The following is a 25,687-nucleotide window of genomic DNA, read 5'->3' on the forward strand; positions in this document are numbered from 1 at the left end:
CAGTGGGCGTGCTGCCTGCCGGTAACCGCTGGATCGACCACCAGGAGAATCCATGACTCGACACCTCCGACGGCCGGCGTGGCCGGTGGCGGCCGTGGCCACCGTGGCTTTCACTGCGGGGATGACCGCGGTGACCACCCTGTCGGCCAGCGCCGCCAGCGGCTGCCAGGTCACGTACACCGTCGCTGCGCAATGGCCGGGTGGCTTCGGTGCCAACCTCGCCGTTACCAACCACGGTGCGCCGATCAACGGCTGGACGCTGAGTTGGACTTTCGCTGCCGGCCAGGCAATTACCCAGTCCTGGGGATTCACTGCCGACCCGGCCAGTGGCACCGTCGTCCTGCGAAATGTCAGCTACAACGCGTCGATCCCTACCGGCGGCACTGTGACCGGGGGATTCAACGGCACCTGGAACAACTCGTCGAACCCAGTGCCGACGACCTTCACTCTCAACGGCACGGTCTGCAACGGACCCGTTCCCACCAGCCCGCCACCGACCACCGCGCCGCCACCGACGACAGCGCCACCGACGACAGCGCCGCCACCGACGACTGCGCCACCGACGACAGCGCCGCCACCGACGACTGCGCCACCGACGACTGCGCCGCCACCGACGACAGCGCCACCTGTCAACACGCTTATCGTCGCGACCAACGGAAACGACGCGAATCCTGGCACACTCGGGGCTCCACTGGCGACCCTGGCTCGGGCGGTGACCCTGGCTTCCCCCGGCACGACGATCGCCATGCGGGGCGGCACCTACCAGTTCAGCACCAACGTGCGGATCATGAAGGACGGCACTTCAGCCAACCCGTACACGATCACCAGCTACAACCGGGAGCGGGTGGTTCTCGACGGGGAGAACCTGCCGCACACCCCGGCCCCGGTCGGTGGCAGCATTCCAAATCTCGAACGCGGCGTGCTGCACATCGAGGCCGACTACTGGCGGGTGCGTGACCTGGAGATCGCGCACGGCCCGTACGCCATCTTCTGCCGCGACTGCAGCAACAACGTCTTCGAACGCCTCGTCACCCGCGACAATTACGAGTCCGGCCTGCAGATCCAGGGCGCGGCCAGCAACAACCAGGTGATCAACCTCGACTCGTACGGCAACCGGGATCCACGCAAGAACGGTGAGAGCGCCGACGGCCTGGCCATCAAGGAGGGCTCCGGCAACGGCAACGTGGTACGCGGAGCCCGGCTGTGGAACAACTCCGACGACGGTTTCGACGCCTGGGAGTTCGCCTCTCCGATCCTCGTCGAGGACTCTGCGGCCTGGGGTAACGGCTTCAACCGGTGGGGTCTGCCCAACTACAGCGGCGACGGCAACGGGTTCAAGATGGGCGGCGGTGACCCCGACCCGGCCGCGAACCACACCATCCGTAACAGCTTCTCGTTCAGTAACGCGGTGAGCGGGTTCATCGACAACGGCAACCCGGGCACCATCACGGTGGACCGCACCACGGCCTGGAACAACGGCGACAGCGGGTACAAGTTCGCGAACTCGACCTCGCGGTTGACCGCGAACCTCGCGGTCAGCAACGGGGCGGGGGTGTCGCTGGGCAACTCCACGGCGACCGGGAACTCGTGGAACATCAAGAGTTCCTGGAGCAACTCGGATCTGCTCAGCACGGACCCTTCGGTGTTGACCGGCCCGCGCGATGCGGACGGCGACATCCGGAGCTCCGCCTTTCTGCAACCACGCAGTTACCCGAACCTCGGGGCACGTAGCTGACAGAGAGCTCGGGAAACCAACATTTCATAGCAAATGCACCACATCACCGTACGCCCGGCGGGTCCTGCACCCGCCGGGCGTACGGCATGTTGTCGCCGACGGGTTGACGATATATCGTCAGTGTATCGACAAAGCATCGTTGGAGGCAGCCATGAAGTTCCACCACCGGTTCCACGGCGGACCGCAGGCATGGATGCGGGGCGGATTCGGATTCCCGCCGTTCGGTCCCGGTCCCGGCCCCGGCTTTGGTCCCGGTCCTGGCTTCGGCGCAGGACCGGGCGGCGGCCCGTGGCGGGGCCGGGGCGGCGGCCGCGGCCGCCGCCGGCCGAACGTGCGTGCCGCCGTGCTCGCCCTGCTCGTCGAAGGACCAATGCACGGGTACGAGATGATCCGGGAACTCGACTCCCGCACCGGCGGTGCCTGGCGACCGAGCCCGGGATCGATCTATCCCACCCTGCAACTGCTCGAGGACGAAGGGCTGGTCGTCGGGACCGTGGACGCGGCCGGCGGCAGCCGCCGGCAGTACGCGTTGACCGACGCCGGCCGCCCCGAGGCCGAGCAGGCCGCCGAGCAGGCACCGTGGACGCAGCTCGCCCCGGAAACCGTGGAGAGCTGGCACGACGTGCGCGAATCCGGTATGCAGACGTTGCACGCGCTGCGCCACGTGATGATGAACGGCACCGTCGAGCAGCGGGAGCGGGCCCTGGCCGTACTCGACGAAACCCGCCGCAAGCTGTACGGCATCCTGGCCGACTCCGAGTAGTTCCTGCAGGATTCGCAGGGATCAGCTGTCGAAACGCCGGCCCGCCGATCGTCGTCATGGCGTACGACAACACCACCACCTGCGAGGAGCCCGACATGAAGTACATGCTGTTGTTCGTCAGTGCGCCGACCGACAGCCCGGACCAGCCCGGGGCGCAGTGCACCGTCGAGGACTGGATGGCCTACGACAAGCAGATGAAGGACGCCGGCATCTGGGTCAGCGGCAATGCCCTGGCCGACCTGACCACCTGCACCTCGGTCAAGGTCGACGTCGACGGACAACGGATCGTCACCGACGGTCCGTTCGCCGAGAGCCGTGAGGTGCTCGGCGGGTACGACGTCATCGACGTACCAAACCTGGACGTCGCGCTGGACTGGGCGGCCCGCTCGCCCGGCGCCCGCGACGGGGGATCGGTGCAGGTGCGTCCGATCGCCGACTTCGGGCTCTGACACCGGATGATCGGCGGCGAGCCGCAGGACCACCCAGCCGCCCGGGCCCCGGAAACCGACCCGGCGGCGGTACGCGCGTCGGTGGCGGCCGTGTTCCGCGAGGAGCACGGCCGGCTGCTCGCCACCCTGGTACGCCGCTTCGGTGACCTGCACCTGGCCGAGGAGTCCGCCGCCGAGGCCATCGAGGCGGCGCTGACGCACTGGCCGGTCTCCGGGGTGCCGACCCGTCCCGGCGCGTGGCTGCTGACCACCGCTCGCCGCCGGGCCGTCGACCGCATTCGCCGCGACCGAACGTTGGCCCTGCGGATCGCGGTGCTGCAGACCGAGGCGGACCGGGCCGACCCGGCTCCGGCGGCGGACGTCGACCGGGACCTGCCCGACGACCGGCTCGCCCTGTTCTTCACCTGCGCCCACCCGGCGCTGACCGAGGAGGACCGGGTGGCGCTGACCCTGCGCTGCCTCGGCGGGTTGACCACCGCCGAGGTGGCCCGGGCCTTCCTGGTGCCGGAGGCAACCATGGCCCAGCGGATCGTCCGGGCGAAACGCAGGATCCGCGACGCGCGGATCCCGTTCCGGGTACCCGGCACCGACGAGTTACCGCAGCGGCTTCCCGGTGTCCTGCAGGCGGTGTACTCGATCTTCACCGAGGGCTACGCGGCCAGCTCCGGCCCTCGCCTGCAACGCCTGGACCTGGCCGAGGAGGCTATCCGGCTGGCCCGCATCCTGCACCGGTTGCTGCCCGCGCAACGGGAGACCGCCGGACTGCTCGGTCTGCTGCTGCTGGTGCACGCCCGCCGACATACCCGGACCGGACCGGACGGGGTGCCCGTGCTCCTCGACGAGCAGGACCGGCGTCGGTGGGACCGTCCAATGATCGGGGAAGGCTGTGCGTTGGCCCGCACGGCGTTGACCGGCGGCGCACCGGGCCCGTACGGGCTGCAGGCTGCCATCGCCGCGCTGCACGACGAGGCGCCCGACGTCGCCGGCACCGACTGGCCGCAGATCGTCGCCCTCTACGACGTACTGCTGAGGGTGGCACCGTCGCCGGTGGTGGCGCTGAACCGGGCGGTGGCGGTGGCCATGCGGGACGGCCCGGCAGCCGGTCTGGCCCTGCTCGACGACCTGGCCGCCGATCCGCGCCTGCGGTCGTACCACCCGTTGCCGGCCGCCCGGGCCGATCTGCTGCACCGGCTCGGCCGGTACGCCGACGCGGCCGACGCCTACCGGCAGGCGGGGGACCTGGCCGGCACCGAACCGGACCGGGAACATCTGCGGCGTCGGCTGGCCGCCGCCGAGGCCGCGACCCGCGTCGACTGAGCCGGTACCGGGCCGTCATACACTCCGCAGGCCGCTGACCGACCCGGGTTCGATTCAGCCGGCGGCGTCGTCCGGCAGGTGGCAGGCGGCCAGGTGGCCGTCGCCGCGCAGGGTCAGCACCGGATCGTCGACGGCGCACCGGTCGAACGCCGCCGGGCAGCGGGTCCGGAAGTTGCAGCCACTCGGCGGGTCGGCGGGAGACGGCACCGAACCCCGCAGGATGATCCGTTCCCGGGCCCGCTCGGCGACCGGGTCGGGCAGCGGCACCGCGGACAGCAACGCCCGGGTGTAGGGGTGCGCCGGCCGGGCGAACAGCGTCGCCCGGTCGGCCACCTCCACGATGCGGCCGAGATACATCACCGCGATCCGGTCACTGAGGTGCCCGACCGCAGCCAGGTCGTGGGCGATGAACAGATACGACAGCCCGAGCTCGTCGCGCAGGTCCTCCAACAGGTTGATGATCTGCGCCTGGATCGACACGTCGAGCGCGGCGATCGGCTCGTCCGCGACGATCAGCTCGGGCTCACAGGCCAACGCGCGGGCGATGCCCACCCGCTGGCGCTGCCCGCCGGAGAACTCGTGCGGGTGCCGGTGCGCGTGGTCCGGGTCGAGGCCGACGAGTTCCAGCAGTTCACCGACGCGGTGCCGGCGGGCCCGCGACCCCCGGTGCAGGCCGTGCACCGCCAACGGCTCGGCGACGACCGAGCCGATCGTCATCCGGGGGTCCAGCGACGCGTACGGATCCTGGAAGATCATCGTGAGCTGCCGGCGCATCGCCCGCAGCTCCCGCCGGCGCAGCGCGGTGACCTCGGTGCCCCTCACGCTCACCCGTCCACCGGTGGGTTCGACCAGTCGCAGCAGGCCCAGCCCGGTGGTGCTCTTGCCGCAACCCGACTCGCCGACCAGCCCCAGCGTCTCGCCGGCCGCCACGGTGAAACTCACCCCGTCGACCGCCCGGACCACCGCATCCGGCCGGCGGCGTACCCCACCAGCGGCGACCGGGAAGTGCACCCGCAGGTCGGTCACGCTCAACAGCGGCTGCTCAGTCACGCGCACCGTCCGTGCCGGCGGCGGTGCCACCGTCTACGTCGTAGAAGCAGGCCACCCGGTGCCCCGGGCCGACCGCGCGCAGCGGCGGCACCTCGGTGGCCGCCCGTGGATCGTGCCGGTAGCCGCAACGCGGATGGAACGCGCAGCCCGGCGGCAGCGCCGTCGGGTCCGGCGGTTGACCGGGGATCGTCGTCAGCCGGCGCGGCCGCTCGGTGCCGACCCGGGGTACCGCCGCCAACAACCCCATCGTGTACGGGTGCCGGGGCGCGGCGTACAGCTCGTCGACCGGTGCCTGTTCCAGGATCCGGCCGGCGTACATGACCGCCACCCGGTCGGCGATCCCGGCCACCACCCCCAGGTCGTGGGTGATCCAGACGACCCCGAGACCCAGCCGTTGTTGCAGCCCGGCGACCACTTCGAGGATCTGTGCCTGGGTGGTGACGTCCAGCGCGGTGGTCGCCTCGTCGGCGAGCAGCACCTTCGGCTCACAGGCCAGCGCCATCGCGATCATGACCCGCTGGCGCATCCCGCCGGAGAACCGGTGCGGGTAGTCGCCGAGCCGGTCCCGGGCGTCCGGCAGCCCGACCTGTTCGAGCAGCTCCACTGCCCGGTCGCGGGCCGCCGCGCCGGTGGCCACGCCGTGCAGCTCGATCGGCTCGACCAACTGCGACCCGATCGTCTTGACCGGGTTGAGGGAGGTCATCGGGTCCTGGAAGACCATCGCGATCTCGTTGCCACGGATCCGCCGCAGCTGTCGCTCCCCGGCGGCCAGCAGGTTCACACCGTTCAGCAACACCTGCCCGGCGACGGTGGCCGCCTCGTCGAGCAGGCCGAGGACCGCCAGCGCGGCGACCGACTTGCCGGACCCCGACTCGCCGACGATGGCCAGCGTCTCGCCCGGGTGCACGTCGTAGCTGACCCCGTTGACCACCCTCGCCACCCCTCGCCGGGTGCCGATGCGCACCGTCAGGTCCCGTACCGACAGCACCGGGTCGCCGGCCATCAGCCCTGCCCCCTCGACTCGATGACCGACCGTTGCCGTGGGTCGAGCGCGTCGCGCAGCCCGTCGCCGACCACGTTGAACGCCAGCACGGTCGCGAAGATCGCCAGACCGGGGAAGATGCCCATCCACGGTGCCTGACTGACGAAGTCGCGGCCCTCGGCGAGCATCCGGCCCCAGGCCGGGTCGGGTCGCTGCACACCGAGGCCGAGGAACGACAGCGCCGCCTCGGCCAGGATCGCGAACGCCAGGCTCAGCGACGTCTGCACGATCACCGGCGCGGCGATGTTCGGCAGCACATGGCGCAGGAGGATCCGCAGGTCGCCGGCGCCGACGGCGCGGGCGGCCCGGACGTACAGCTGGGCCGAGACGACGAGTGTCGCGGCCCGCACGATCCGGGCGAAGATCGGCGTGTAGACGATACCGATGGCGATCATCGCGTTGGTGATGCCCGGCCCGAGGATGGCCAGCACCGCGATCGCCAGCAGGATCGCCGGGAACGCGAACAGCACATCCATGGTGCGCATCAGCAGCGCGTCCGTCGCGCTGGAGTAGAAGCCGGCGACCAGCCCGATCAGCAGCCCGGCGGTCAGCGAGATGCCCACCGCGACGAACCCGACCTGCAGCGACACCCGGGCACCGACCAGCACCCGGCTGAGTACGTCCCGGCCGAGGTTGTCGGTGCCGAACGGGTGCGCCCACGACGGGCCCGCGAGCCGGCCAGGCACGTCGACCTCGTTCGGGTCGTACGGGGCCAGCCACGGCCCGACCATGGCGACCGCCGCCAGCCCGGCCAGCACCAGCAGCCCGGCCAGGGCCAGCCGGTTGCCCAGCAGCAACAGGATCAGTCGGCGGGTCATCGGCGCCGTACCCGCGGGTCGAGGTAGCCGTAGAGCAGGTCCACCAGGAAGTTGACCACCAGGAACATCAACGCGATAGCCAGCACCGCACCCTGCAGCAGACTGTAGTCACGTCGGACGACCGCGTCGTACGCCAACCGGCCCAGACCGGGCCACTCGAAGATCACCTCGACGATCACCACTCCGCCGAGCAGGAAACCGAGCTGCAGGCCGACGGCGGTGACGATGGAGATCCAGGCGTTGGGCAGCACATGCCGGCGGACCGTCTGCCAGCGGGACAGCCCTTTGGCCCGGGCGGTACGGGCGTAGTCCTGGTGCAGCGCCTCCAGCACCGCCGAGCGGACGAACCGGGTCAGCACCGAACCGGAGATCAGCCCCACGGTCATCGCCGGCAGCACCAGGTGGCGGGCAGCACGGACCGGATCGTCCAACGGGGACACGTAACCCGAGGCCGGCAGCCAGCCCAGCAGCAGCGCGAAGAGCAGGATGTACATGATCCCGCTCCAGAAGTCCGGCACCGAGATCCACAGCTGGCTGAACCCGGTGGCGATCCGGTCCACCAGCGACCCGGAGCGCACCGCGGAGACGATGCCCAACGGCAGCGCGATCGCCAGCGCGACGGCCAGCGCCGCGCCGGCGAGCAAACTGGTCGGGCCGAGCCGGGCCAGCAGCAGCCGGGTGACCGGCTCACCGCTGCGGAAGCTGACCCCCAGGTCCCCGCTGAGCGCGCGGGCCAGCCAGCCGCCGTACTGGGTCAGCAGCGGCTGGTCCAGCCCGGCGCGGGCCCGCATCGCCTGGTAAAGCTCCTCGTCGAAGCGGGTGCCCAGGGCCAGCCGGATCGGGTCGCCCGGCACCAGCTGGACGATCAGGAAGACCGCGACGCTGACCCCGAGCATCGCGATGGCCGTCTGCAACGCCCGCCAGAGCAGGAAGCGCGTCATCGCGCCAGCTCAGTCGGCCAGCCGTACGGTCCGCAGCCGGGTCTTGCCGTCCGGGTGCATCTCCACGCCGGACACCTGCGGCGCCCAGGCCAGGGTGGCCTGCGGGCTGTACAGGTAGCCGTAGCTGACCTCGTCGATGATCAGCTCAGCCGCCTGGTGGTAGAGGTCGCGCCGTTCGGTGTCCTCGACGCTGGCCCGGGCCTGGTCGAGGTACCGGTCGACCTGCGGATTGGCGTAGCCGTGGAAGTTGAACGAACCGGCGGAGTGGTGCTGGGCGTAGTAGGCGTACTCGCCGTCAAGGTTGTTCAGCCAGCCGAGGATGTAGCAGTCGTAGCTGCCGTTGCCCTGCTCGTCGAGCCAGCTGGCGAAGTCGAGGGTACGGATCTCGGCGTTGACGCCGACGTCGCCCCACTGGCTGGCGATCACCTCGGCGGCGGCCAGGGTGTGCGGATACTCGTTGGTCAGCATCAGGTCGACGGTGAGGTCGGTGACGCCGGCGTCGGCGAGCAGCTCGCGGGCCTGGTCCGGATCGTGGCTGAACGGGGCGTAGTCGGTGGCCCAGAAGTTGCCCGGCGGCATCGCCGACTGCACCGGCGTCGCGGCGTCGAAGAAGGCGGCCTGGGCCACCTGTTCGCGGTCGATGGCGAACGACAGCGCCCGGCGTACGTCGATGTCGTCGAACGGCGCCCGGTCGAAGTTGCAGGTGAAGTACCAGTAGTCGTTGCTGGCCTGCTGGCCGAGCTCTACATCGGGGTCGTCGCGCAGGGTGGCGATCTCCTGGGCAGGCACGTTGTTGGTCAGGTGCACGGCACCGGTGCGCAGGTTGGTCAGCGCGGTGGTCGGCTCGGAGACGAACCGGAACTCGACCCGGTCGACGTACGGTCCGTCGCCCCAGTAGTCCGGGTTGGCCTCCAGCACGATCCGGTCACCGGGGGTGTAGCTGACGAACCGGAACGGCCCGGTGCCGATCGCGTCGGTGGTCAGTCCGTCTCCGTCGATCAGCTCGGGGGCGACGATCGCCATCCCCTTGAACCCGCCGATGTTGGCCAGCAGGTTGGGGGTCGGCTGGTTGAGGACGAATTCCACTGTACGGTCGTCGACCTCGCGTACCTCGTCGACGGTTTCGAACCGCCAGGCGTTCGCTGCGGTCTCCGCGTCGGTGATCCGTTCGAAGCTGGCGACCACGTCGCTGGCGGTGAACTCCCGCCCGTTGTGCCAGGTGACGCCGTCGCGCAGCTGGAAGGTCCAGGTGAGCAGGTCCTCGCTGACCTCCCACTCGGTGGCCAGCGCGGGTTGGAAGCTCAGGTCGGGGGCCGGCTCCACCAATGTGTCGTAGACGTTCTCCAGTACCAGGAAGGTGGGCGACGCGGTGGAGACGTGCACGTCGAGGCTGTCCGGCTCGCTGGAGATGGCCACCACCAGCGTGCCGTCGGAGGTGGCCGACCCGTCGTCGGTCTCCAGGGACTCGCCGGCCGAGCAACCGGCCAGCGCGAGCGTCGCGACGGCGGCGAGGCTCGTCGCGCGCACGGCAGACCGGGCGGTACGTGCGGATCGCCGCCGGTGCGGGAACGCTGGGGAGGGATTCACCGTCTGTCTCCTACCTCGTTGTCGCCGTTACGGGCTTGACGGGCCGGGTTGCGTCGACGGGATGGTGCACGTCGGGGCTGGTGCACATCGCCAACTGCGTGGTGCCGCCGGATGATGCCGCGACTGGCTGCGGATCGGTGCACCGACCCTAGTCGATCGTTGCAGGGGTCACAACTCGATGACCTCAGGTGACCGTGGTCCACGTCGGCTCGGTCCGCAGTACGAATGGAACGGTTCATTCGACGACAGCTCGCCTTGACACACTGGCGAACGCATCCATAGCCTTCAGTCTCTTGTATCGTTTCATCGATTGTCACGGGTGCCTGACACCGTCCTGCGGCCGGCCGGCCGGTCGGCCAGCGCCGGCCACGCCGCCCGTCGACCGAGGAGATTCCGGATGAACCGTCGTACCCGACGTCGCCGTCCCCACCGTCCCCCCACCGCCGTGGCGTTGCTCGTCGGCGTCCTCACGCTGACCCTCGGCGTACCGGCCGGCGCCGCGTCCGCCGACCGGGCCGACGATGTCCGCGGCCCCGCCGGCGGACCGACCGGTGGTGGTCGCCCCCACGCCGTCCAACTCGAACATCTCGACCGCGGCCTGGTCGCCGCCGCCACCGACCAGGGCGTCTTCCTCAGTTGGCGACTGCTCGGCCACGAGGTGACCGGCTCCGGTGCCACCGGCATGACCGGTGCCGACTTCCACGTCTACCGGGACGGCCAGCGGCTGGCCACCGTCACCGACAGCACCAACTACCTGGACACCGACCCCCCGACCGGCGCCGGCTACCAGGTCGCCGCCGTGATCGACGGCGTCGAGATCGACCGCAGCGATCCGGTGCACCCGTGGTCGCAGGCCTACCACGACCTGCCGCTGCGCCGCCCCGCCGACGGGATCACCCCGGCCGGCGAGGCGTACACCTACTCCGCCAACGACATGAGCGTCGGCGACGTCGACGGCGACGGGCGGTACGAGTTCGTCGTCAAGTGGGACCCGTCCAACTCCAAGGACGTCTCCCAGGTCGGCTACACCGGACCGGTCTACCTCGACACGTACCGGCTGGACGGCACCCTGCTGCACCGCGTCGACCTCGGGGTCAACATCCGGGCGGGCGCCCACTACACCCAGTTCCTGGTCTACGACTTCGACGGCGACGGCCGCTCGGAGATGATGCTCAAGACCGCCCCCGGCACCAGGACGATCAGCTACCGGCCCGACGGCCGGATCGCCGACGAACGCTACGTCACCATGCCGGAGTCCGACCGGCGGGCCGGCTACTCGCACCGCGACGACTACCGGATGTCCGCCGCCGACTACCACGACCACCTGGTCGACATGTTCCAGGGCTGGCACGCCCACCCGGAGGTGGCCGCCGGCAACTGGCCGGCCACCCTGGAAGCGGCGTTCGGCATCGACCCGGCGTACGAGTATCCGCTGTCGCGGACCGACGCGCAGGCCCTCGCCGACCACTTCATCGACGTCTACGCCCCGGCCCGCAGCAGCCGCAACAACCTGCGTGCCTTCGAAGGCTTCATCGTCGACGGCCCCGAGTACCTCACCGTGTTCGACGGCGCCACCGGGCAAGAGCTGCAGACGGTCCGCTACCAGCCCGGTCGGCACGACGACGGCCTGATGTGGGGCGATTACGCGATGTCGCGGATCGAGCCGGGTAACCGGGTCGACCGGTTCCTCGCCGCGGTGGCCTATCTGGACGGCCGCCGTCCGTCGGCGGTCTTCGCCCGCGGCTACTACACCCGATCCACCCTGGTCGCTTACGGATGGGACGGGCGCAAGCTCACCGAGCAGTGGTACGTCGACAGCGGCTGGACGCCGATGACCAACCCGTTCGACGACTCGCCGCACGGTCGCGACGGCACCGACGACGAGTTCGCCACCATCACCACCCAGGGGCAGCACTCGATCAGCGCAGCCGACGTCGACGGCGACGGCCGGCACGAGATCGTCTACGGCGCCGCCACCATCGACGACGACGGCAGCCTGTTGTACAGCGCGTTCGCGCAGCTGCCGCCGGGCAGCGCGGCTCCGGGCACCATGGCCCGGCTCGGCCACGGCGACGCCATGCACGTCACCGACATCGACCCGCGCCGGCCTGGCCTGGAGGCATACCTGGTCTTCGAAGGCGGGCGGTGGGCACCGTACGGGCACGGACTGCTCGACGCCGCCACCGGTGAGGTGATCTTCGGCGCCTACTCCGGAGTGGACACCGGCCGGGGCATGATCGGCGACATCGACCCGCAGCACCCCGGCCACGAGGTGTGGGCGGTCAGCGGACTCGGCCTGCACACCGCCGCCGGCGAGCCGCTCGGCTCGCAGACCCCCGGCACCAACATGAGCATCCGGTGGGCGGCCGACGGCAGCACCCAGATCGTCGACGGCGCGATCGACCAGACCCCGACCATCGACGACTGGCGCCGGGGTCGGCTGCTCACCGCCGAGGGCACCCGGACCAACAACTACACCAAGGGCAACCCGGGCCTGGTCGCCGACGTCCTCGGCGACTGGCGGGAGGAACTGCTGCTGCGTACGGTCGACAGCAGTGCGATCCGGATCCACCTGAGCACCGAGGTGACCGATCGCAAGATGTACACCCTGCTGCACGATCCGCAGTACCGCGCCGAGGTGGCCCGCCAGCAGACCACCTACAACCAGCCGTCGTACCCCGGCTTCTACCTGGCCGCCGACACCGACTTCGCAAAGGTGCCGGTGCCGGACCTCTGGGCACCGGGCAGCCTGCCCGCGCTGCGGAGCGCGTACCACGGATTCCGGCGCGACGGCGCGATCACCGGACCGGTCACCCACCGGCTGTCCGCCGCGCTGGATCAGGCGCAGTGGCACCTCGACCGGGGGCGCACCGGCCCGGCAACGCAGGCCCTGCAGCGCTTCGTGCACCATCTGACGCATCCGCAGCGGCGCGACCGGGTCGACCCGACCGCCGCGGCCGCGCTGACCCACCAGGCCCGGACCGTCATCGACATGCTCGGCTGACCACGACTCGACAGACCGGGAGCTGACCAGCGGTGTGCGACGGGCCGAGCCCGTCGCGCACCGCTGGTGGTGCCTACCGATAGGGTCGTCGGTCGTGGGAAGACTGTGGCAGGGCGTGACCGCGACCGTCGGCCGGCTGGCCGGTCAACGCATACCGGCGCAACGGCGCCCGACACCGGCCAAGCTGGCCCGGCGCCGGCAGGTGGCCGCGTTGCAACGGCGGAAGCTGTCGTACGCACCCGAGTTGGACGGGCACGCCGATCCCGGCGAGATCGTCTGGACCTGGGTGTCGTACGAGGAGGACCCCCGGCAGGGCAAGGACCGCCCGGTCCTGGTGGTGGGCCGGCGCAGCCGCACGCTGTTCGGGCTGATGCTGTCCAGCCAGTCCGACCGCGACGGGCAGCGGCACTGGCTGTCGCTGGGCACCTGGGGCGACGACGGCCGGCCGAGTTGGATCCGGCTCGACCGGGTGCTCACCATGCGGGAGGACAGCATCCGGCGTGAGGGTGCCATCCTCGACCGGGGCCGGTTCGACCGGGTGTGCCAGGCGTTGCGGGCAGGTTACGGCTGGTCCTGACCGGGCCGGTGCCCGACGACGAAGACAGCCGTCGGGCACAGTTCGCCGACACGTCACGATCGTGTGCCCTGCCCGCCGCCCGGCGGTTGCCATGCTGGCCGCATGGTGACGGCATCATGAGGATCGTTCGGCTGGCGAATTTCATCACCGGCAGTTCCGGTGGGTTACGGACCGCGCTGCGGGAACTCGGCGCAGGCTACCTGGCCGCCGGCCACGAGCCGGTGCTGGTGGTGCCGGGGGCGGCCGACGCGGATGAGGACACCCTACAGGGGCGGGTGATCACCATCGCCGGGCCGGCGGTGCCCGGCACCGGCGGCTACCGGGTGCTGCTTGACCGTTCCCGGGTACGCCGCCTACTCGCCGAACTCGCCCCGGACCGGCTGGAGGTCTCCGACCGCACCACGCTGCGGTGGACCGGACAGTGGGCGCGGCGGCACGGCGTACCCGCGTTGATGGTCTCCCACGAGACGCTCGACGGCCTGTTGCGGTTGCCGTTCGGCGTCCGATCCGCCGGCCCGGCGAAGCTGACCGACCGGATCACCGAGCGGATCGCCGACCGGCTCAACGCGGCGACCGCCGCCGGATACGACCGGGTGGTGTGCACCACCGAGTGGGCCGCGCGCGAGTTCACCCGGATCGGGGCGGACAACCTGGCCCGGGTGCCGCTCGGCGTGGATCTCAACCAGTTCCATCCCCGTCGGCACGACGAGACGGTACGCGAGCAGTACGCGCCCAACGGTGAACTGCTGGTGCTGCACTGCGCCCGGCTGTCCGCGGAGAAGTGCCCCGAGCGGGTCCTCGCGGCGCTGGCCGCGCTGCGCGACCGCGGCGTACCCGCCGTCGGGGTGATCGTCGGCACCGGCCCTCGTCAGGCGGGTCTGCGCGCACACGCCGTTGAGGCCGGGCTGACCGTGCACTTCGCCAACTTCGTCGGCGACCGCGACGAGGTCGCCAGGCTGCTGGCCGGCGCCGACGTGGTGATCGCCCCCGGGCCGGTGGAGACCTTTGGACTGGCCGCACTGGAAGCCCTGGCCAGCGGCACCCCGGTGGTGGTCGCCGCGGAGAGTGCGCTGCCGGAGGTGATCGGAGACGCCGGGCTGGCGGTGGCTGGCGGCGGGCAGGAGTACGCGGACGCCATCTGCGAACTGGCCGGGCGACCGGTGGCGGCGCGACGCGCGGCGGCCCGCCGCCGGGCGGAGGGCTTTCCCTGGTCGGCGGCGGTCGACGGCTTTCTTCGTGCCCACCGGGTCGACGCTGGCGCTGACCAGTTTGCCCGTGCTGCTCGCTCCAAGTCCGAGTCCGGTTCCGCGTACGACAGCGCCGGGCGTGGGCATCGAACTGCCCGCGCCCGGCGTTGACTGGCGGATCAGGGGGTCAGCACCTGACCCAGTCCAGGTTGAACAGGGTGTCGACGTTGCCTTCGGTCGTGGTCATCGACATGCTGGCCTGGCCGCTGGAGGTGCCGGCGTCCACTCGCAGTTCGGTGTTGATGTTCAGCACCCGCTGCTGCCCACAGGGGACGTACACCAGCACCGGTGCGTGGTCTGCGGTGGCCCAGAAGCCGTTGTACGGTCCGCTGAACGTGGCGTCGGTACGGCTGTTGTCGGACGAACCCTGCCAATAGTAGTTCGTCCGCTGCCGGCCGGTCGCTCCACTGGGAATCCGGGCCCGACCCCGGTAGTCCGCGGTGGCGACCGCGAAGGTCCAGCCCGCCGGCACCTTGACGAGCACACCGAGTTGGCAGTTCTTCCGGCTGTCCGTCGGGTCGGCCCCGGCACCGACAGTGGCGAGGAAGTCGTAGTAGCGGATCCGGAAGCCGGTGTTGTCGGGGTTGGCAACGACCCTGGCCGTGCCGGGCGCGCAGCCTGAACCGCTGGCGGCCACCACCTCCACGGTGATGTCGCTGTCCGGCACGGCGCTCGACGTCGCCGGTGAGGCATGGGCCGGAGCGGTCAGAGTCAGCGCGAGAACTGTGCCGAGTACGGCGGACATCCCGTGTCTCGCGCCGGTGAGGCTTCTTTTCATTCCGTTCCCCTCGGGGCTCAGGTTATGACGGCTGGGCACACACGACTTTGCGGAACAACCGCGCCGTGGATCTTTGTCTGCTGGGCCCATTGGATCATGGGGGATTGGGTCCAGAGTGTTTCGGCGGGGCGTCCTGCGAAAGGATGATAGCGACGAGTGTCGATACATGCAAGTATCTGACAAGGTCGATATGTTGATATTGATTCTGCCCAGGTCGTATGTCGTGTGCCCGTTTCGGCGGGATCAACCAGCTGGTCATTGGAGGCAATTGGGGCACCTTCTTGTCATGTTACGGGTGATTTGCGCAGTTGACGCAGGCGCCGTCTGCGCTGCCGGCTGGGTCGGGATGGTCGGTGGCGAGGCGGCGTGCGATCAATTAGCAAAGTCTCTGCGGCAATTAAACTTACGTTGACAAGCATCAATGTTTGTACGTAGATTGTTGCGCACGCATCGTCGCATCACACATCGGAGGAGGTTTCATGCGCAAACTGCTGACGCGTGGCGGCGTGGTGATTGCGTTGCTCGCCTCATCGTTGATCTCGGGCGCACCCGTGTCCGCCAAGGGGATCCTGGATGACCCACCGGATGACCAGGTTGTGATCGATCTGGTTGCGATGGCGGGTTCCGGCTGTCGGCCGGGCACCGCCGACGTCGCCGTCTCGCCGGACAACACCGCCTTCACCACCATCTACAGTGATTACCTGGTGCAGGCGGGTCCGGGTATCTCGGTCACCGAAGGTCGCCGGAACTGTCAGCTCAACGTCCTGGTGCACGCGCCGGCGGGCTACACCTTCGCGATCGTGAAGGTGGACTACCGCGGCTACGGGCTACTCAGCCCGGGTGCCATCGCCACACAGCGGGCCAACTACTACTTCCAGGGAATGACTCAGGGCACCTTCAGCAGCCATCCGATTCCGGCTCCGCTGGACGACAACTGGATGGTGAGCGACGAGGTGCCGATCGCCTCCGTGGTCTGGCATCCGTGTGGCGAGATCCGCAACCTCAATATCAACACCGAGTTGCGCCTGAGCAAGGGATCGTCGACGGACGTTAGCTTCCTGACCATGGACTCGACGGACGGCAGCATCGAGACGTTGTACCACCTGGCCTGGCAGCCCTGCCCGTGAACTGACTGACCCCCGTACCCGATGACCGAGGGTGGCCGGTGCCGACCGGCCACCCTTGGTTGGATGCCGATCACCAGTCTGTAACTAGTCTGACATGAACTTCATCTTCTGCCGGATAGCCTCGAAACAGGGGGAGCATCGGTGGAGTTCGAAGTTCTTGGTGCGCTGACCGTGCGCGACCACGCCCGCCGAGTGGTGACCGTGCCGCCGGGGCGGCCCGCCCGGTTGCTGGTGGGGCTGCTGCTGCGGGCCGGACGACGGGTGCCGGTCGGCGAGCTCGCGGAGCTGCTGTGGGAAGGCGATCCGCCCAAGTCGTACCTGGCGAATCTGCAGACCCACGTGTCCCGGCTACGTCGGCTGCTGCCGCGCACCCCGATTCGCTGGCAGGTCGACGGCTACCGGATCGACGCCGATCCGAACCAGATCGACGTGCACCTGTTCGCGCACGAGATCGACGCGGCCCGTGATGCCGCCTCGAGCGGCGACGTACGGCTGGCGGCGGTGTCGTACCGACACGCACTGGACAGGTTCGCCGGACCCCCGCTCGCTGGTGTTCGTGCGGGTAGCTTCACGGCCGACCTGGCCCGGCTGGACGAGCTACGGCTAGCCGCCGAGGAAGGGCTGCTCACCGCCGAGCTGGTCATTGGCGGGCACCATCCGGCGGTCGCGCGGGCCGAGGCGCTCGTGCGCCAGCACCCGCTGCGCGAACCGTTCTGGGCCCTGCTCATGCGGGCGCTGGCCGCCGACGGGCGCGTCGCCGAGGCACTCGACACGTACCAGCGGGCGCGTGACGTCCTGCGCGACGAACTCGGCACCGAGCCCGGTCCCCGGCTGGCCGCCGTGCATCGCGCGGCGCTGCGGGGTGAACTGCCCATGGCCACGGATACGACGCCGACGGCCGCGCCGGTAGCCGGCGGGGCCGCCGTACCGGCGTCCCCCGCCGTGCCACCGGTGTGCCAGCTGCCGCCGGTGGTCGCTGACTTCACCGGACGTGGCAAGATGGTCGCTGATCTGCTCGCCCGGCTGACGCCGGCGGCGCGAGCCGCGCCCCCGGTGGTGGTCGTCTCCGGGCCGCCAGGCGTGGGAAAGACAGTTGTGGCTGTGCACGCCGCACACGCGGCACGTCGGGCCTACCCGGACGGCGTCCTGTTCGTTCGGTTGTCCGGTGCGACCGAGCGCAGCCGTTCCTCGGCCGACGTCCTGCGAGACCTGATCGAGGGTCTCGGAGCCAGCGTACGATCGGTGCCCGACCGGCTCGATGCCAGGTCGGCCGCCTGGCGGTCCTCGGTTGCCGACCGCCGCCTACTGGTCGTGCTGGACGACGCGGCCTCCGCCGGTCAGGCGCTGCCGCTACTGCCCGGCACCCCCGGCTGCGCGGTCCTGGTCACCAGCCGGTGGCGACTCAGCGACCTGCCCGGTGCCGGCCTGCTGGTGCTGGAACCGTTGGCCGACGACGATGGGCTGGTCATGCTCTCCCGCATCGTCGGGCCGGACCGAGTCGCCGCTGAGCCGGCAGCGGCAGAACGGGTCCGGGACTACTGCACGAACCTGCCGCTGGCGCTCCGGATCGCCGGGGCCCGGCTGGCGGCCCGACCGGACTTCACCCTGTCCACCTTCGCCGATCGGCTCGCCGATCGGCGTCGCCGACTCGACGAACTGGCTACCACCGACCAAGCGGTCCGCGGCAGTCTGCACCTCAGCTACGTCGGCCTGGCCCCGCCGGCCCGGCAGATCCTGCGCCGGATCGCCGTGCTCGGCGCGCGGGACATTCCGGCCCGAGCGCTCGTCCTACTCTGCGACACCGACACCGACACCGACACCGGCACCGGCCCGGCAGCAGCCGAGGCCGCCGTCGATCAGTTGATCAGCGCCAACCTGGTGGAGGTCGATACCGCCCATCACGAGCCCCGCTACCGGCTGCACGACCTGCTGCGTGCCTACGCACTGGAGCGCGCGGACACAGAGGAACCAGCCGGGAGTCTCGACGAGGCGCTCTACCGGTTGATCACTGCGGCCTGCTGTGCCGCCCGATCGGCCAACGCACGGCTGCCGCGCCCGTCGTTCGACCCCTCGCCGCCGGGCGACCCGGCGCAGACGTGGCCGGGCGACCGGCCGGCCGGACTGCTGGGCGGTGACCTGGCCCGGCAGATCCGCCACGAACCCCGCGCCTGGTTACGGGCAGAGCAGCGAAACCTGGTAGCGGCCTGCCGGTACGCCGCCGTACGAGGTTGGCTGGACCAGTCCGTCGTGCTGGCGGCCGCGCTCAACTCCCACCTGTGGACAGAGGGGCGCCTCGACGAGTTGGCCGCCGTGCACCGCACGGTACGCGCTGCCGCCGCCCGGCACGGGCATCGGAGGTACCTGGCCTGGTCGATCTTCATGAACGCTCGGGTAGCCAGCTTGCGGGGCGAGTTGACGGCGGCGGTCACCGGCTTCCGTGCCGCGCGGGCACAGGCATCGGAGCTGTCCATGAACGACCTGGTCGGGCACGCGCTGAGTGCGCTCAGCTTCTACCTGGCCGAGGGGCGGGCCGGTGACGACCTTGCCGTCCGGTACGGACGCCTCGCCGTGGCCGTGTTCCGCAGGATCGGCCAGCGGGCCGGCGAGGCCGAGGCGCTGCGGGTGACCGCGCTGGCGCTCAACCGTCCGGACCGTTCCGATGCCGCGCTCGCCGTGACGGACCAGGCGGTGCCGATCACCGAGTCGCTGGACGATCCGATGGCCCTCGCGATGCTGCTCAACGCGAGGGCCGGGATCCTGACCGTCGCGGGCCGCTACGCCGACGGCGCGCGGGACTCCCAACGTTGCGTCGCCCTGCTGGCCGGCATCGGAGAGCGGGTGGTCCGAGCGTACGCGCACAGCCAACTCGGCTACCTGCTGCTCGGGCTGGCCCGGGTCGACGACGCCGTGGTCCAGTTCGTCGCCGCGCTCGACCTTGGGGTGCAGATCGGGGACCAGACGCTCATCCTGAGCATGGAGCGGAACCTCGCGTTGCGTCTGTGCCGGCGGGGCATGGTCCGGCAGGCGGCGGCGGAGGTCCGTCGGTGCGGCCTGGCCCTGCGCCGGCTCGGCAACGACGGGCGCGCGGCGCTGACCCTGCGGCTGCTGGCCGAGCTGTACGAGCGGCTCGGCGACCGGAGCGCAGCCGGCTGGGCGCGGGCGCAGGCCAACCGGCTCGTCGTCGCCGACCCCTTCCTCGACGAGCGGCTCAACCTGCTCCGTCAGCTGACCGGCAGCGACCCGGCGCCCGGCCGGGACGGAACCCCCGTTGGTCCGTCCCAGCCGTGACCGTCGCCCGTTGGTCAGCCGCAGTTACCCAACTGGGTGCGGCCGCCGGAGGCGAGCGTGCCGGCTGCGGTGGAAGCGGTCGGCACGTTCCAGATCCAGCCGAAGTAGTTGACGCATCGGTCGGCGGCGTACACGGTCCGGTTGGCGTAGTGCGAGTAGTCGCCCGCGTCGTCGTAGTAGACAACGGTGCCGTTCGACTGCTGTACTCCGATCTGCACCCGGGTCCGGGTCGGCGTACCGTGGTAGGCCGTCTTCCGGGTCACCACGCAGTTGTTGCCGTTGCTGGCGTTGTAGGTCAGGTAAACGTAGCCGTAGACCGTTCCGGACGGGGTCCGGATGGTCCGCGTCCCGTCGCTGACGATGTCGTATCCGGAGCCGCAGGCGGCCTGGATAACCTCGGCCTGCGAGTGGGCCGAGGCTGGCGCGGCGGACAGGGCCACCACTGTGGTCACCGCCAGAACGAGGGCTCCTGCCGTGGCGAGCAGCTGGCGGCCGGTGCGGGGTAGCGCGCGAATCACTGGTCCTCCCGTTGTGGCGGGTCCGTCCCACCTCACCGACGACTCTTCGCGGTCCGGCCACATCGGCACCACATCGGCACCACATCGCGTCCGGCGTCAATGCTCGGAGGGGGAACGGTCGATGGCGGGCCCGGAGAATCGGCCGCGTCGCCGCCCGGACTCACGCCTACGTCGGTGCCGAGACTCCTGCCTAGTCGGTGACGACCACCGGTGTCCGGCGCGCGACGTGGACGCCGGGTCCCAGCCGGGCGGCGACCCGGGTCAGGGCCCGGTCACCGGGCCGGGCGGCGATGTGGAAGTGCGAGGCCGTCGCCGGCGACAGGTCACCGCCCCAGACCACGGTGCCTTCGCAGTCGGCAAGTATGTCCCGTACGACCGCCTCCTGGTGCGGCCACAGCGACTCGCTACCGCCCAGCGGGTAGGCGGTCGGGTGCAGGGCGATCGCGGTGCCGGAGAGGTAGTTGGATTCGACGGCGGTGCGCGCCACGCGGCCGGCAGCGTAGCCGGCGACGCCGCCGCCCTCCCCGGTGTCGACCGGGCCGATCTCGTAGTGCCAGCGGCGGGCGACGTGCAGTAGCACTCCGGCGGCGGGACCTCGGCGCAGCGCCACCGAGGCGGTGGAACCCTCGATCCGGTGGACAGCGATGGCGGCCGGATCGATCCGCCAGCCGTTTGCGGACACCTCGTGGATTTCATTCCGCGCCTCGGCAACCTCGGTCGCGCGGGCGGCACCAGTGGGCGTCAGAGCGAGCACGCCGGTGCCGACGGCGCCGCCGAGCAGGACACGTCTGCTGATCATCTCGGGCTCCTCACTCGCTGGCCGGCAACGAGCACGACTCACTCGCCAGCGACGAGCGCGGCGACCCCCGGATCGGCTCCGTCCCGCCATACATCGTGGTCCAGTCCCCAGCCAGGCGTGAGTACGTACTCCCGGATCTGGTTGAACGCCCAGTTCGCCGGCAGCGGAAAGCCGAGGTTGCCGGAGTAGCCCCAGGACATCCCGGACACCAGCGACCACCGTGCGCCGACCTCCTGGGAGACACGGCTGCACACGTTGCGCGAGCCGTAGACTCCGAACTGGTAGCGCTCGCCCAGCTCGGCGAGCACCGACTTCACCCCGTGGAAGTACGGCTTGATCCCGCTGTCGATGTCGCTGTCCAGGGCGTCGAAGTCGACTGCGAAGTAGATGCAGGTACCGGCGGGGATCCGGTGCTCGACGGCCTTCTGATGGGCGATCCGGCCCTGGTCGTACCCTTTGGGGTAGGTGAAGTTGCCCAGCTGGGTGCCGTTGTACTGAAAGATCGGGAAGAATCGCAGCCCGGCGTCGAGGATGGTCTGCGGTTCACCGGGCTTGAGCGCCTTGTTCAAGAAGTACGGGTCCGACGGTGGCAGATGCTCGTCGAGGTAGCGCCCGACGATCCGGTAGCCGGCCGCGACGAGGTGCGCGCCACGGGCTGCGGTGATCTCGGTGATGCAGTCGCAGCCGGTGGCGGGCCGGCCGGTGTCGCCGCAGGAGACGAGCAGCTGGGCCCAGGTGGTGTAGTCGTTGGTGACGCTCTCGGGGAGCTGCGAGAAACGCTGGAAGGCGCGCAGCCACGCCAGGTGGGTGGCGGTCTCCACATCGGTGTCGATGTCCTGCGGGTGGTACGGCAGCGGCAGCTGCGGATCGCCCGGCAGTAAGGTCGGCGAGTTGACGTAGCACGCCGACCGGAACAGGTGCCGCAGATTGCCGGTGAGCCGGCCGGAGCCGACCCCACGCAGCCCGGCCTGGGTGCCCGGCCCGAAGTTACCGTTGATCGAGCCCAGCGGGATGCCGACCTCGTACTGGATGGCCATCATCAGCCCTTGCTGCACGTCCCTGGAGTAGATCCCGTCGCAGGGCACCAGACTCATCGCCGGGATGCCGATGCCGGCCACGTAGCGCGAGTTCAACCGCTGCTGGATGCCCCGGACGGTGCTGTCACCCTGCGGCACTATGCGGAACTGGTCCATCCGCAGCATCGCCCGCGCGACGTGCGGCCACATCGCCCGCCGGGCCGACAGATCGGTGTACGACAGCCCGGCGTCGATGTAGAGCTGACTGAACGAGGCTTCCGAATCGGCGGTCCAGACTCCCTGACCGGTGGCGGCCCAGTAGCCCTTGCACCACAGCGCGGCGTTGTAGATGCGGACCAGGTTGGTGTTGGTCTCCTCGGCTGGCAGCCGGTTACGCGTGCGGACCGCGGCGAGGGTGCCGGGCCCGAAGTTCTGCACCGTCGGCGAGATGCCGAGCTCGTACTGCAGCCCCTGGGTCAGCGAGAGTACGGTCGGCCAGCCGGTGCGCCCGTCCTCCGGGCAGCTGAGGTATCCCGGCGCGCCGGAATAGGTGGCGTTGACCCATTGCTGGGCCGCGAGTACGTGGCTGTCCGCCAGGCTGGTCAGTGGCACGCCGGAATCAATCATTTCAGACATCCCCCGTGCTGTCGTCCGATGATGTGGACGATACGGCCAACCGACCAGGTTGTAAATCGTTTGTCGTCGATCAACATCCTGGCCGGGGTCGGTCTTGACCTGGTCGATGGTGTGCCCAGCGGGTCCCGTCCGGACATGGCGAGGCCCGGAGAGCTGTCCTGTCTCCGGGCCTCTGGGCTGCCGCCCATTTGCTGTCGCCAGTACCTTTGAAAGGGATGAATCACTCTTCATGACGCCGTGTTTTGCCCAAACTACCGCGCCGCGGTGGAGGCGCGAGCTGGAATCGAACCAGCAGGGCCACCCCGGTATGGCTGGTACCGGGGGCGGGACTCGAACCCGCACTGGGACCGCTTCGTCAGATTCGTCGTCAGCTTCAGCTTGGTGCTCCTCCGCCGTCAGCCGGTGCGAACCCGGCTGACGGCCACCCCGGGGCTCAGTCCGGGGAGACTGTGATCGTATCCACCAGCAGGTGCTCTGCGACTACCCGAACAGGTAGCCGAAGACCGCGTCGCCGATGCGCTGGTCCGTGACCTCGGCGCCGTTGGCCTCCTCGCGGGCGAACTCGACTGCGGTCTGCAGCGCCGCGATCCGGTCCAGCAACTCGTTGACCCGCCGGGCCGGCAGCGCACCGGAGAACTACACCGTCGTCCAGTAGCCGACCGCTCGGCGTGCACCTGCACCCGGGTCGACTCGGGCGGGAACTGCTCACCCTCCTCGTCCTTCGGCTGGTAGGTGCGGGAGATTCCGGATAGCAGCGGCTGCTTCTGCACCGCGTGGTGCACCTCGGTCAACTCCGCGAAGGACTTGCTCTTGACGCCCTCCTCCACCGCGATGATCTGGTCAGCTTGGTCACGGCGATCATGCTCGCAGACGACGTCAAACCCCGCCGGACGGATCAACTCCGTCCGAGCCGGCTGAATCGGTGATTGTATCGATCATTGTCGCGTGCCAGAATTCGCCTCAGCCGCACCGGGAGCAAACGCGAGCGGCTCGTTTCAGACCGAGGGGACCGCCGGGGGTGAGCACCACCCGGCGCCGGGCACTCCTCTCCCCAGCCCACCACGCCGACCGTCCTCGACCGTGCGGCCGCACCGTCCGAGGCAGATTCGGTCGCAAGCCGGTCCAGACCGACCCTCCGGCCCGTGGTGGCAGCCCTGCGGATTTGTAGGAGAACACGATGTCATCTGTCCCGAGACGCACCGTACGCCGTAATCTGCTGGCCGTCGGCGGCGCCACCGCACTGGTCGCCGCAGCCCTGACCGTCCCCACCACCGCCGCCCACGCCGCGGTGGTCTGCAACGTTACCTACCAGGCGAACACCTGGAACGAAGGCTCCGGCGCCGGCGGATTCACCGCCAACATCACCATCAGCAACCGGCAGGATCCGGTCAACGGCTGGAGCCTGCGCTTCACCCTGCCGTCCGGTCAGACCCTGACCCAGGGCTGGTCGGCGAACTGGAGCGGCAGCTCCGGCGCGATCACCGCGACCAACGCCTCGTGGAACGGCAACCTGGGTACCGGGGCGTCCACCTCGATCGGCTTCAACGGGCGGTGGACCGGCAGCTACTCCAGCCCTACCGCGTTCACCTTGAACGGGGTGGCGTGCAACGGCGGCACCGGCCCGACAACTCCGCCGCCGGTCACCACGGCACCTCCGCCGCCCACGACGGCGCCGCCGACGACCGCGCCCCCGCCCACCTCCCCGCCGCCGGGTGGGCCGCGGGTGGACAACCCGTACGTGGGTGCCGATGTCTACGTGAACCCGATCTGGAGTGCGAACGCGGCGGCTGAGCCGGGTGGTAGCCGGATCGCGGACGAGCCGACGGGTGTGTGGCTGGACCGCACGAGTGCGATCTACGGCAACAACAGCCCGACGACGGGTGACATGGGTCTGGCGGACCATCTGGACGAGGCGGTGCGGCAGGACGCGGCGAACGGTAGCCGTCCGTTGGTGTTCCAGGTGGTGATCTACAACCTGCCGGGTCGGGACTGTGCGGCGTTGGCGTCGAACGGTGAGTTGGGTCCGACGGAGATCGGCGCGTACCGGACGGAGTACATCGATCCGATCGCGGAGATCGTGGGTCGGGCGGAGTACCGGAATCTGCGGATCGTGGCGGTGATCGAGATCGACTCGCTGCCGAACCTGGTGACGAATGTGGGTTCCCGGGCGACGGCGACGCCTGAGTGTGACGTGATGCTGGCGAACGGCAACTACGTGACGGGTGTGGGTTACGCGATCTCGCAGCTGGGTGACGTGCCGAACGTGTACAACTACATCGACGCCGGGCATCACGGCTGGATCGGCTGGGAGGACAACTTCGGTCCGACGGCGCAGATCATCGCGCAGGCGGCGAACGCGTCGGGTGCGTCGCCGTCGGATGTGCACGGGTTCATCACGAACACGGCGAACTACTCGGCGTTGCGGGAGCCGTACATCACGGTGGACAGCAACACCCGCCAGTCGTCGTGGATCGACTGGAACAACTACAACGACGAGTTGACGTTCGCGCAGGCGTTCCGGCAGCGGTTGGTGCAGGCCGGGTTCCCGTCGAGCATCGGTATGCTGATCGACACGTCGCGTAACGGTTGGGGTGGTCCGGGCCGTCCGACCGGTCCGAGCAACGCCACGGATGTGGACACCCGTGTCGACGAGTCGCGGATCGACCGGCGGTTCCAGAAGGGCAACTGGTGCAACCAGTCGGGTGCGGGTCTGGGTGAGCGTCCGACCGCGGCGCCCGCTTCGGGTATCGACGCGTACGTGTGGATCAAGCCGCCGGGTGAGTCGGACGGTTCGAGCCGGGAGATCCCGAACGACGAGGGTAAGGGTTTCGACCGGATGTGTGACCCGACGTACACGGGTAACCCGCGGAACAACAACAACATGAGTGGTGCCCTGCCGAACGCCCCGGTTTCCGGGCACTGGTTCTCGGCTCAGTTCCAGGAGCTGATGGCGAACGCGTACCCGCCGCTGTGACCTGACCTGATGACGCGGCCG

The 25,687-nt window shown here is 70.0% G+C and carries 19 protein-coding genes and 1 pseudogene; 10 read left to right on the top strand and 10 right to left on the bottom strand.

Annotated elements, in window-relative coordinates:
• Nucleotides 1–52: 52 nt before the first annotated feature.
• From O7621_RS17230 to O7621_RS17245, 4 genes are all read left to right on the top strand, one after another.
• Nucleotides 53–1,735, top strand: coding sequence for a cellulose binding domain-containing protein (locus tag O7621_RS17230; RefSeq protein WP_282230204.1), 1,683 nt, complete (start codon nt 53–55; stop codon nt 1,733–1,735).
• A gap of 151 nt (nt 1,736–1,886) precedes the next feature.
• Entirely contained in the window at nt 1,887–2,498 is a 612-nt protein-coding gene (locus O7621_RS17235) for a PadR family transcriptional regulator (protein WP_282230205.1), read from the top strand.
• 56 nt (nt 2,499–2,554) lie between these two features.
• Nucleotides 2,555–2,947, top strand: coding sequence for a YciI family protein (locus O7621_RS17240; RefSeq protein WP_282230206.1), 393 nt, complete (start codon nt 2,555–2,557; stop codon nt 2,945–2,947).
• 6 nt (nt 2,948–2,953) lie between these two features.
• Nucleotides 2,954–4,264 (top strand): DUF6596 domain-containing protein, encoded by a 1,311-nt coding sequence (locus O7621_RS17245; protein ID WP_282230207.1) that lies wholly within the window; start codon nt 2,954–2,956, stop codon nt 4,262–4,264.
• 54 nt (nt 4,265–4,318) lie between these two features.
• On the opposite strand, the gene O7621_RS17250 is transcribed toward O7621_RS17245, so the two are convergent.
• Genes O7621_RS17250 through O7621_RS17270 form a run of 5 tightly spaced genes read right to left on the bottom strand, consistent with a single transcriptional unit; the run spans nt 4,319 to nt 9,642 of the window.
• Nucleotides 4,319–5,281, bottom strand: coding sequence for an oligopeptide/dipeptide ABC transporter ATP-binding protein (locus O7621_RS17250; protein ID WP_282234632.1), 963 nt, complete (start codon nt 5,279–5,281; stop codon nt 4,319–4,321).
• 25 nt (nt 5,282–5,306) lie between these two features.
• Nucleotides 5,307–6,317 carry an ABC transporter ATP-binding protein gene (locus O7621_RS17255; RefSeq protein ID WP_282230208.1) on the bottom strand — a complete coding sequence of 337 codons (1,011 nt, stop codon included), beginning with the start codon at nt 6,315–6,317 and terminating at the stop codon, nt 5,307–5,309.
• Nucleotides 6,317–7,174 (bottom strand): ABC transporter permease, encoded by an 858-nt coding sequence (locus O7621_RS17260; protein WP_282230209.1) that lies wholly within the window; start codon nt 7,172–7,174, stop codon nt 6,317–6,319. Before O7621_RS17260 ends, O7621_RS17255 begins: the two co-directional genes overlap by 1 nt.
• Nucleotides 7,171–8,115 (bottom strand): ABC transporter permease, encoded by a 945-nt coding sequence (locus tag O7621_RS17265; RefSeq protein WP_282230210.1) that lies wholly within the window; start codon nt 8,113–8,115, stop codon nt 7,171–7,173. The genes O7621_RS17260 and O7621_RS17265 overlap by 4 nt, the downstream gene beginning before the upstream one ends.
• Before the next feature lie 9 nt (nt 8,116–8,124).
• On the bottom strand, nt 8,125–9,642 hold the full coding sequence (locus O7621_RS17270) for an ABC transporter substrate-binding protein (RefSeq protein WP_282234633.1): 1,518 nt from the start codon (nt 9,640–9,642) through the stop codon (nt 8,125–8,127).
• 457 nt (nt 9,643–10,099) lie between these two features.
• On the opposite strand from O7621_RS17270, the gene O7621_RS17275 reads away from it, so the two are divergent.
• The 3 genes from O7621_RS17275 to O7621_RS17285 all read left to right on the top strand — a co-directional run bounded on the left by O7621_RS17275 (nt 10,100) and on the right by O7621_RS17285 (nt 14,641).
• A complete protein-coding gene (locus O7621_RS17275) occupies nt 10,100–12,706 on the top strand; it encodes a rhamnogalacturonan lyase (RefSeq protein WP_282230211.1) in 2,607 nt (868 codons plus the stop codon).
• A 94-nt stretch (nt 12,707–12,800) separates the two neighbouring features.
• On the top strand, nt 12,801–13,283 hold the full coding sequence (locus O7621_RS17280) for a type II toxin-antitoxin system PemK/MazF family toxin (RefSeq protein WP_282230212.1): 483 nt from the start codon (nt 12,801–12,803) through the stop codon (nt 13,281–13,283).
• Nucleotides 13,284–13,399: 116 nt separating this feature from the next.
• The gene (locus O7621_RS17285; protein ID WP_282230213.1) at nt 13,400–14,641 is read left to right on the top strand and encodes a glycosyltransferase; all 1,242 of its coding nucleotides are present in this window, start codon (nt 13,400–13,402) and stop codon (nt 14,639–14,641) included.
• Between the two features lie 16 nt (nt 14,642–14,657).
• Here the strand turns inward: O7621_RS17285 and O7621_RS17290 are convergent, their stop codons facing one another.
• The gene (locus O7621_RS17290) at nt 14,658–15,308 is read right to left on the bottom strand and encodes a DUF4360 domain-containing protein (RefSeq protein ID WP_282230214.1); all 651 of its coding nucleotides are present in this window, start codon (nt 15,306–15,308) and stop codon (nt 14,658–14,660) included.
• Between the two features lie 479 nt (nt 15,309–15,787).
• Between O7621_RS17290 and O7621_RS17295 the strand changes: the two genes are divergently transcribed.
• Both O7621_RS17295 and O7621_RS17300 read left to right on the top strand, forming a co-directional pair.
• A complete protein-coding gene (locus O7621_RS17295) occupies nt 15,788–16,435 on the top strand; it encodes a DUF4360 domain-containing protein (RefSeq protein WP_282230215.1) in 648 nt (215 codons plus the stop codon).
• A gap of 141 nt (nt 16,436–16,576) precedes the next feature.
• Nucleotides 16,577–19,723 (top strand): BTAD domain-containing putative transcriptional regulator, encoded by a 3,147-nt coding sequence (locus O7621_RS17300; RefSeq protein WP_282230216.1) that lies wholly within the window; start codon nt 16,577–16,579, stop codon nt 19,721–19,723.
• Nucleotides 19,724–19,737: 14 nt separating this feature from the next.
• Here the strand turns inward: O7621_RS17300 and O7621_RS17305 are convergent, their stop codons facing one another.
• The 4 genes and pseudogenes from O7621_RS17305 to O7621_RS29220 all read right to left on the bottom strand — a co-directional run bounded on the left by O7621_RS17305 (nt 19,738) and on the right by O7621_RS29220 (nt 23,588).
• The gene (locus tag O7621_RS17305; protein ID WP_282230217.1) at nt 19,738–20,241 is read right to left on the bottom strand and encodes a hypothetical protein; all 504 of its coding nucleotides are present in this window, start codon (nt 20,239–20,241) and stop codon (nt 19,738–19,740) included.
• A 190-nt stretch (nt 20,242–20,431) separates the two neighbouring features.
• Nucleotides 20,432–21,040 (bottom strand): hypothetical protein, encoded by a 609-nt coding sequence (locus O7621_RS17310; protein ID WP_282230218.1) that lies wholly within the window; start codon nt 21,038–21,040, stop codon nt 20,432–20,434.
• Nucleotides 21,041–21,078: 38 nt separating this feature from the next.
• The gene (locus tag O7621_RS17315) at nt 21,079–22,683 is read right to left on the bottom strand and encodes a glycoside hydrolase domain-containing protein (RefSeq protein ID WP_282230219.1); all 1,605 of its coding nucleotides are present in this window, start codon (nt 22,681–22,683) and stop codon (nt 21,079–21,081) included.
• A 489-nt stretch (nt 22,684–23,172) separates the two neighbouring features.
• Nucleotides 23,173–23,588: pseudogene (locus O7621_RS29220) on the bottom strand (hypothetical protein).
• Between the two features lie 281 nt (nt 23,589–23,869).
• Between O7621_RS29220 and O7621_RS17320 the strand changes: the two are divergent.
• Nucleotides 23,870–25,666, top strand: coding sequence for a glycoside hydrolase family 6 protein (locus O7621_RS17320; protein WP_282230220.1), 1,797 nt, complete (start codon nt 23,870–23,872; stop codon nt 25,664–25,666).
• Nucleotides 25,667–25,687 lie beyond the last annotated feature (21 nt).

This window comes from Solwaraspora sp. WMMD937 (assembly GCF_029581175.1).
Lineage (GTDB): Bacteria > Actinomycetota > Actinomycetes > Mycobacteriales > Micromonosporaceae > Micromonospora_E.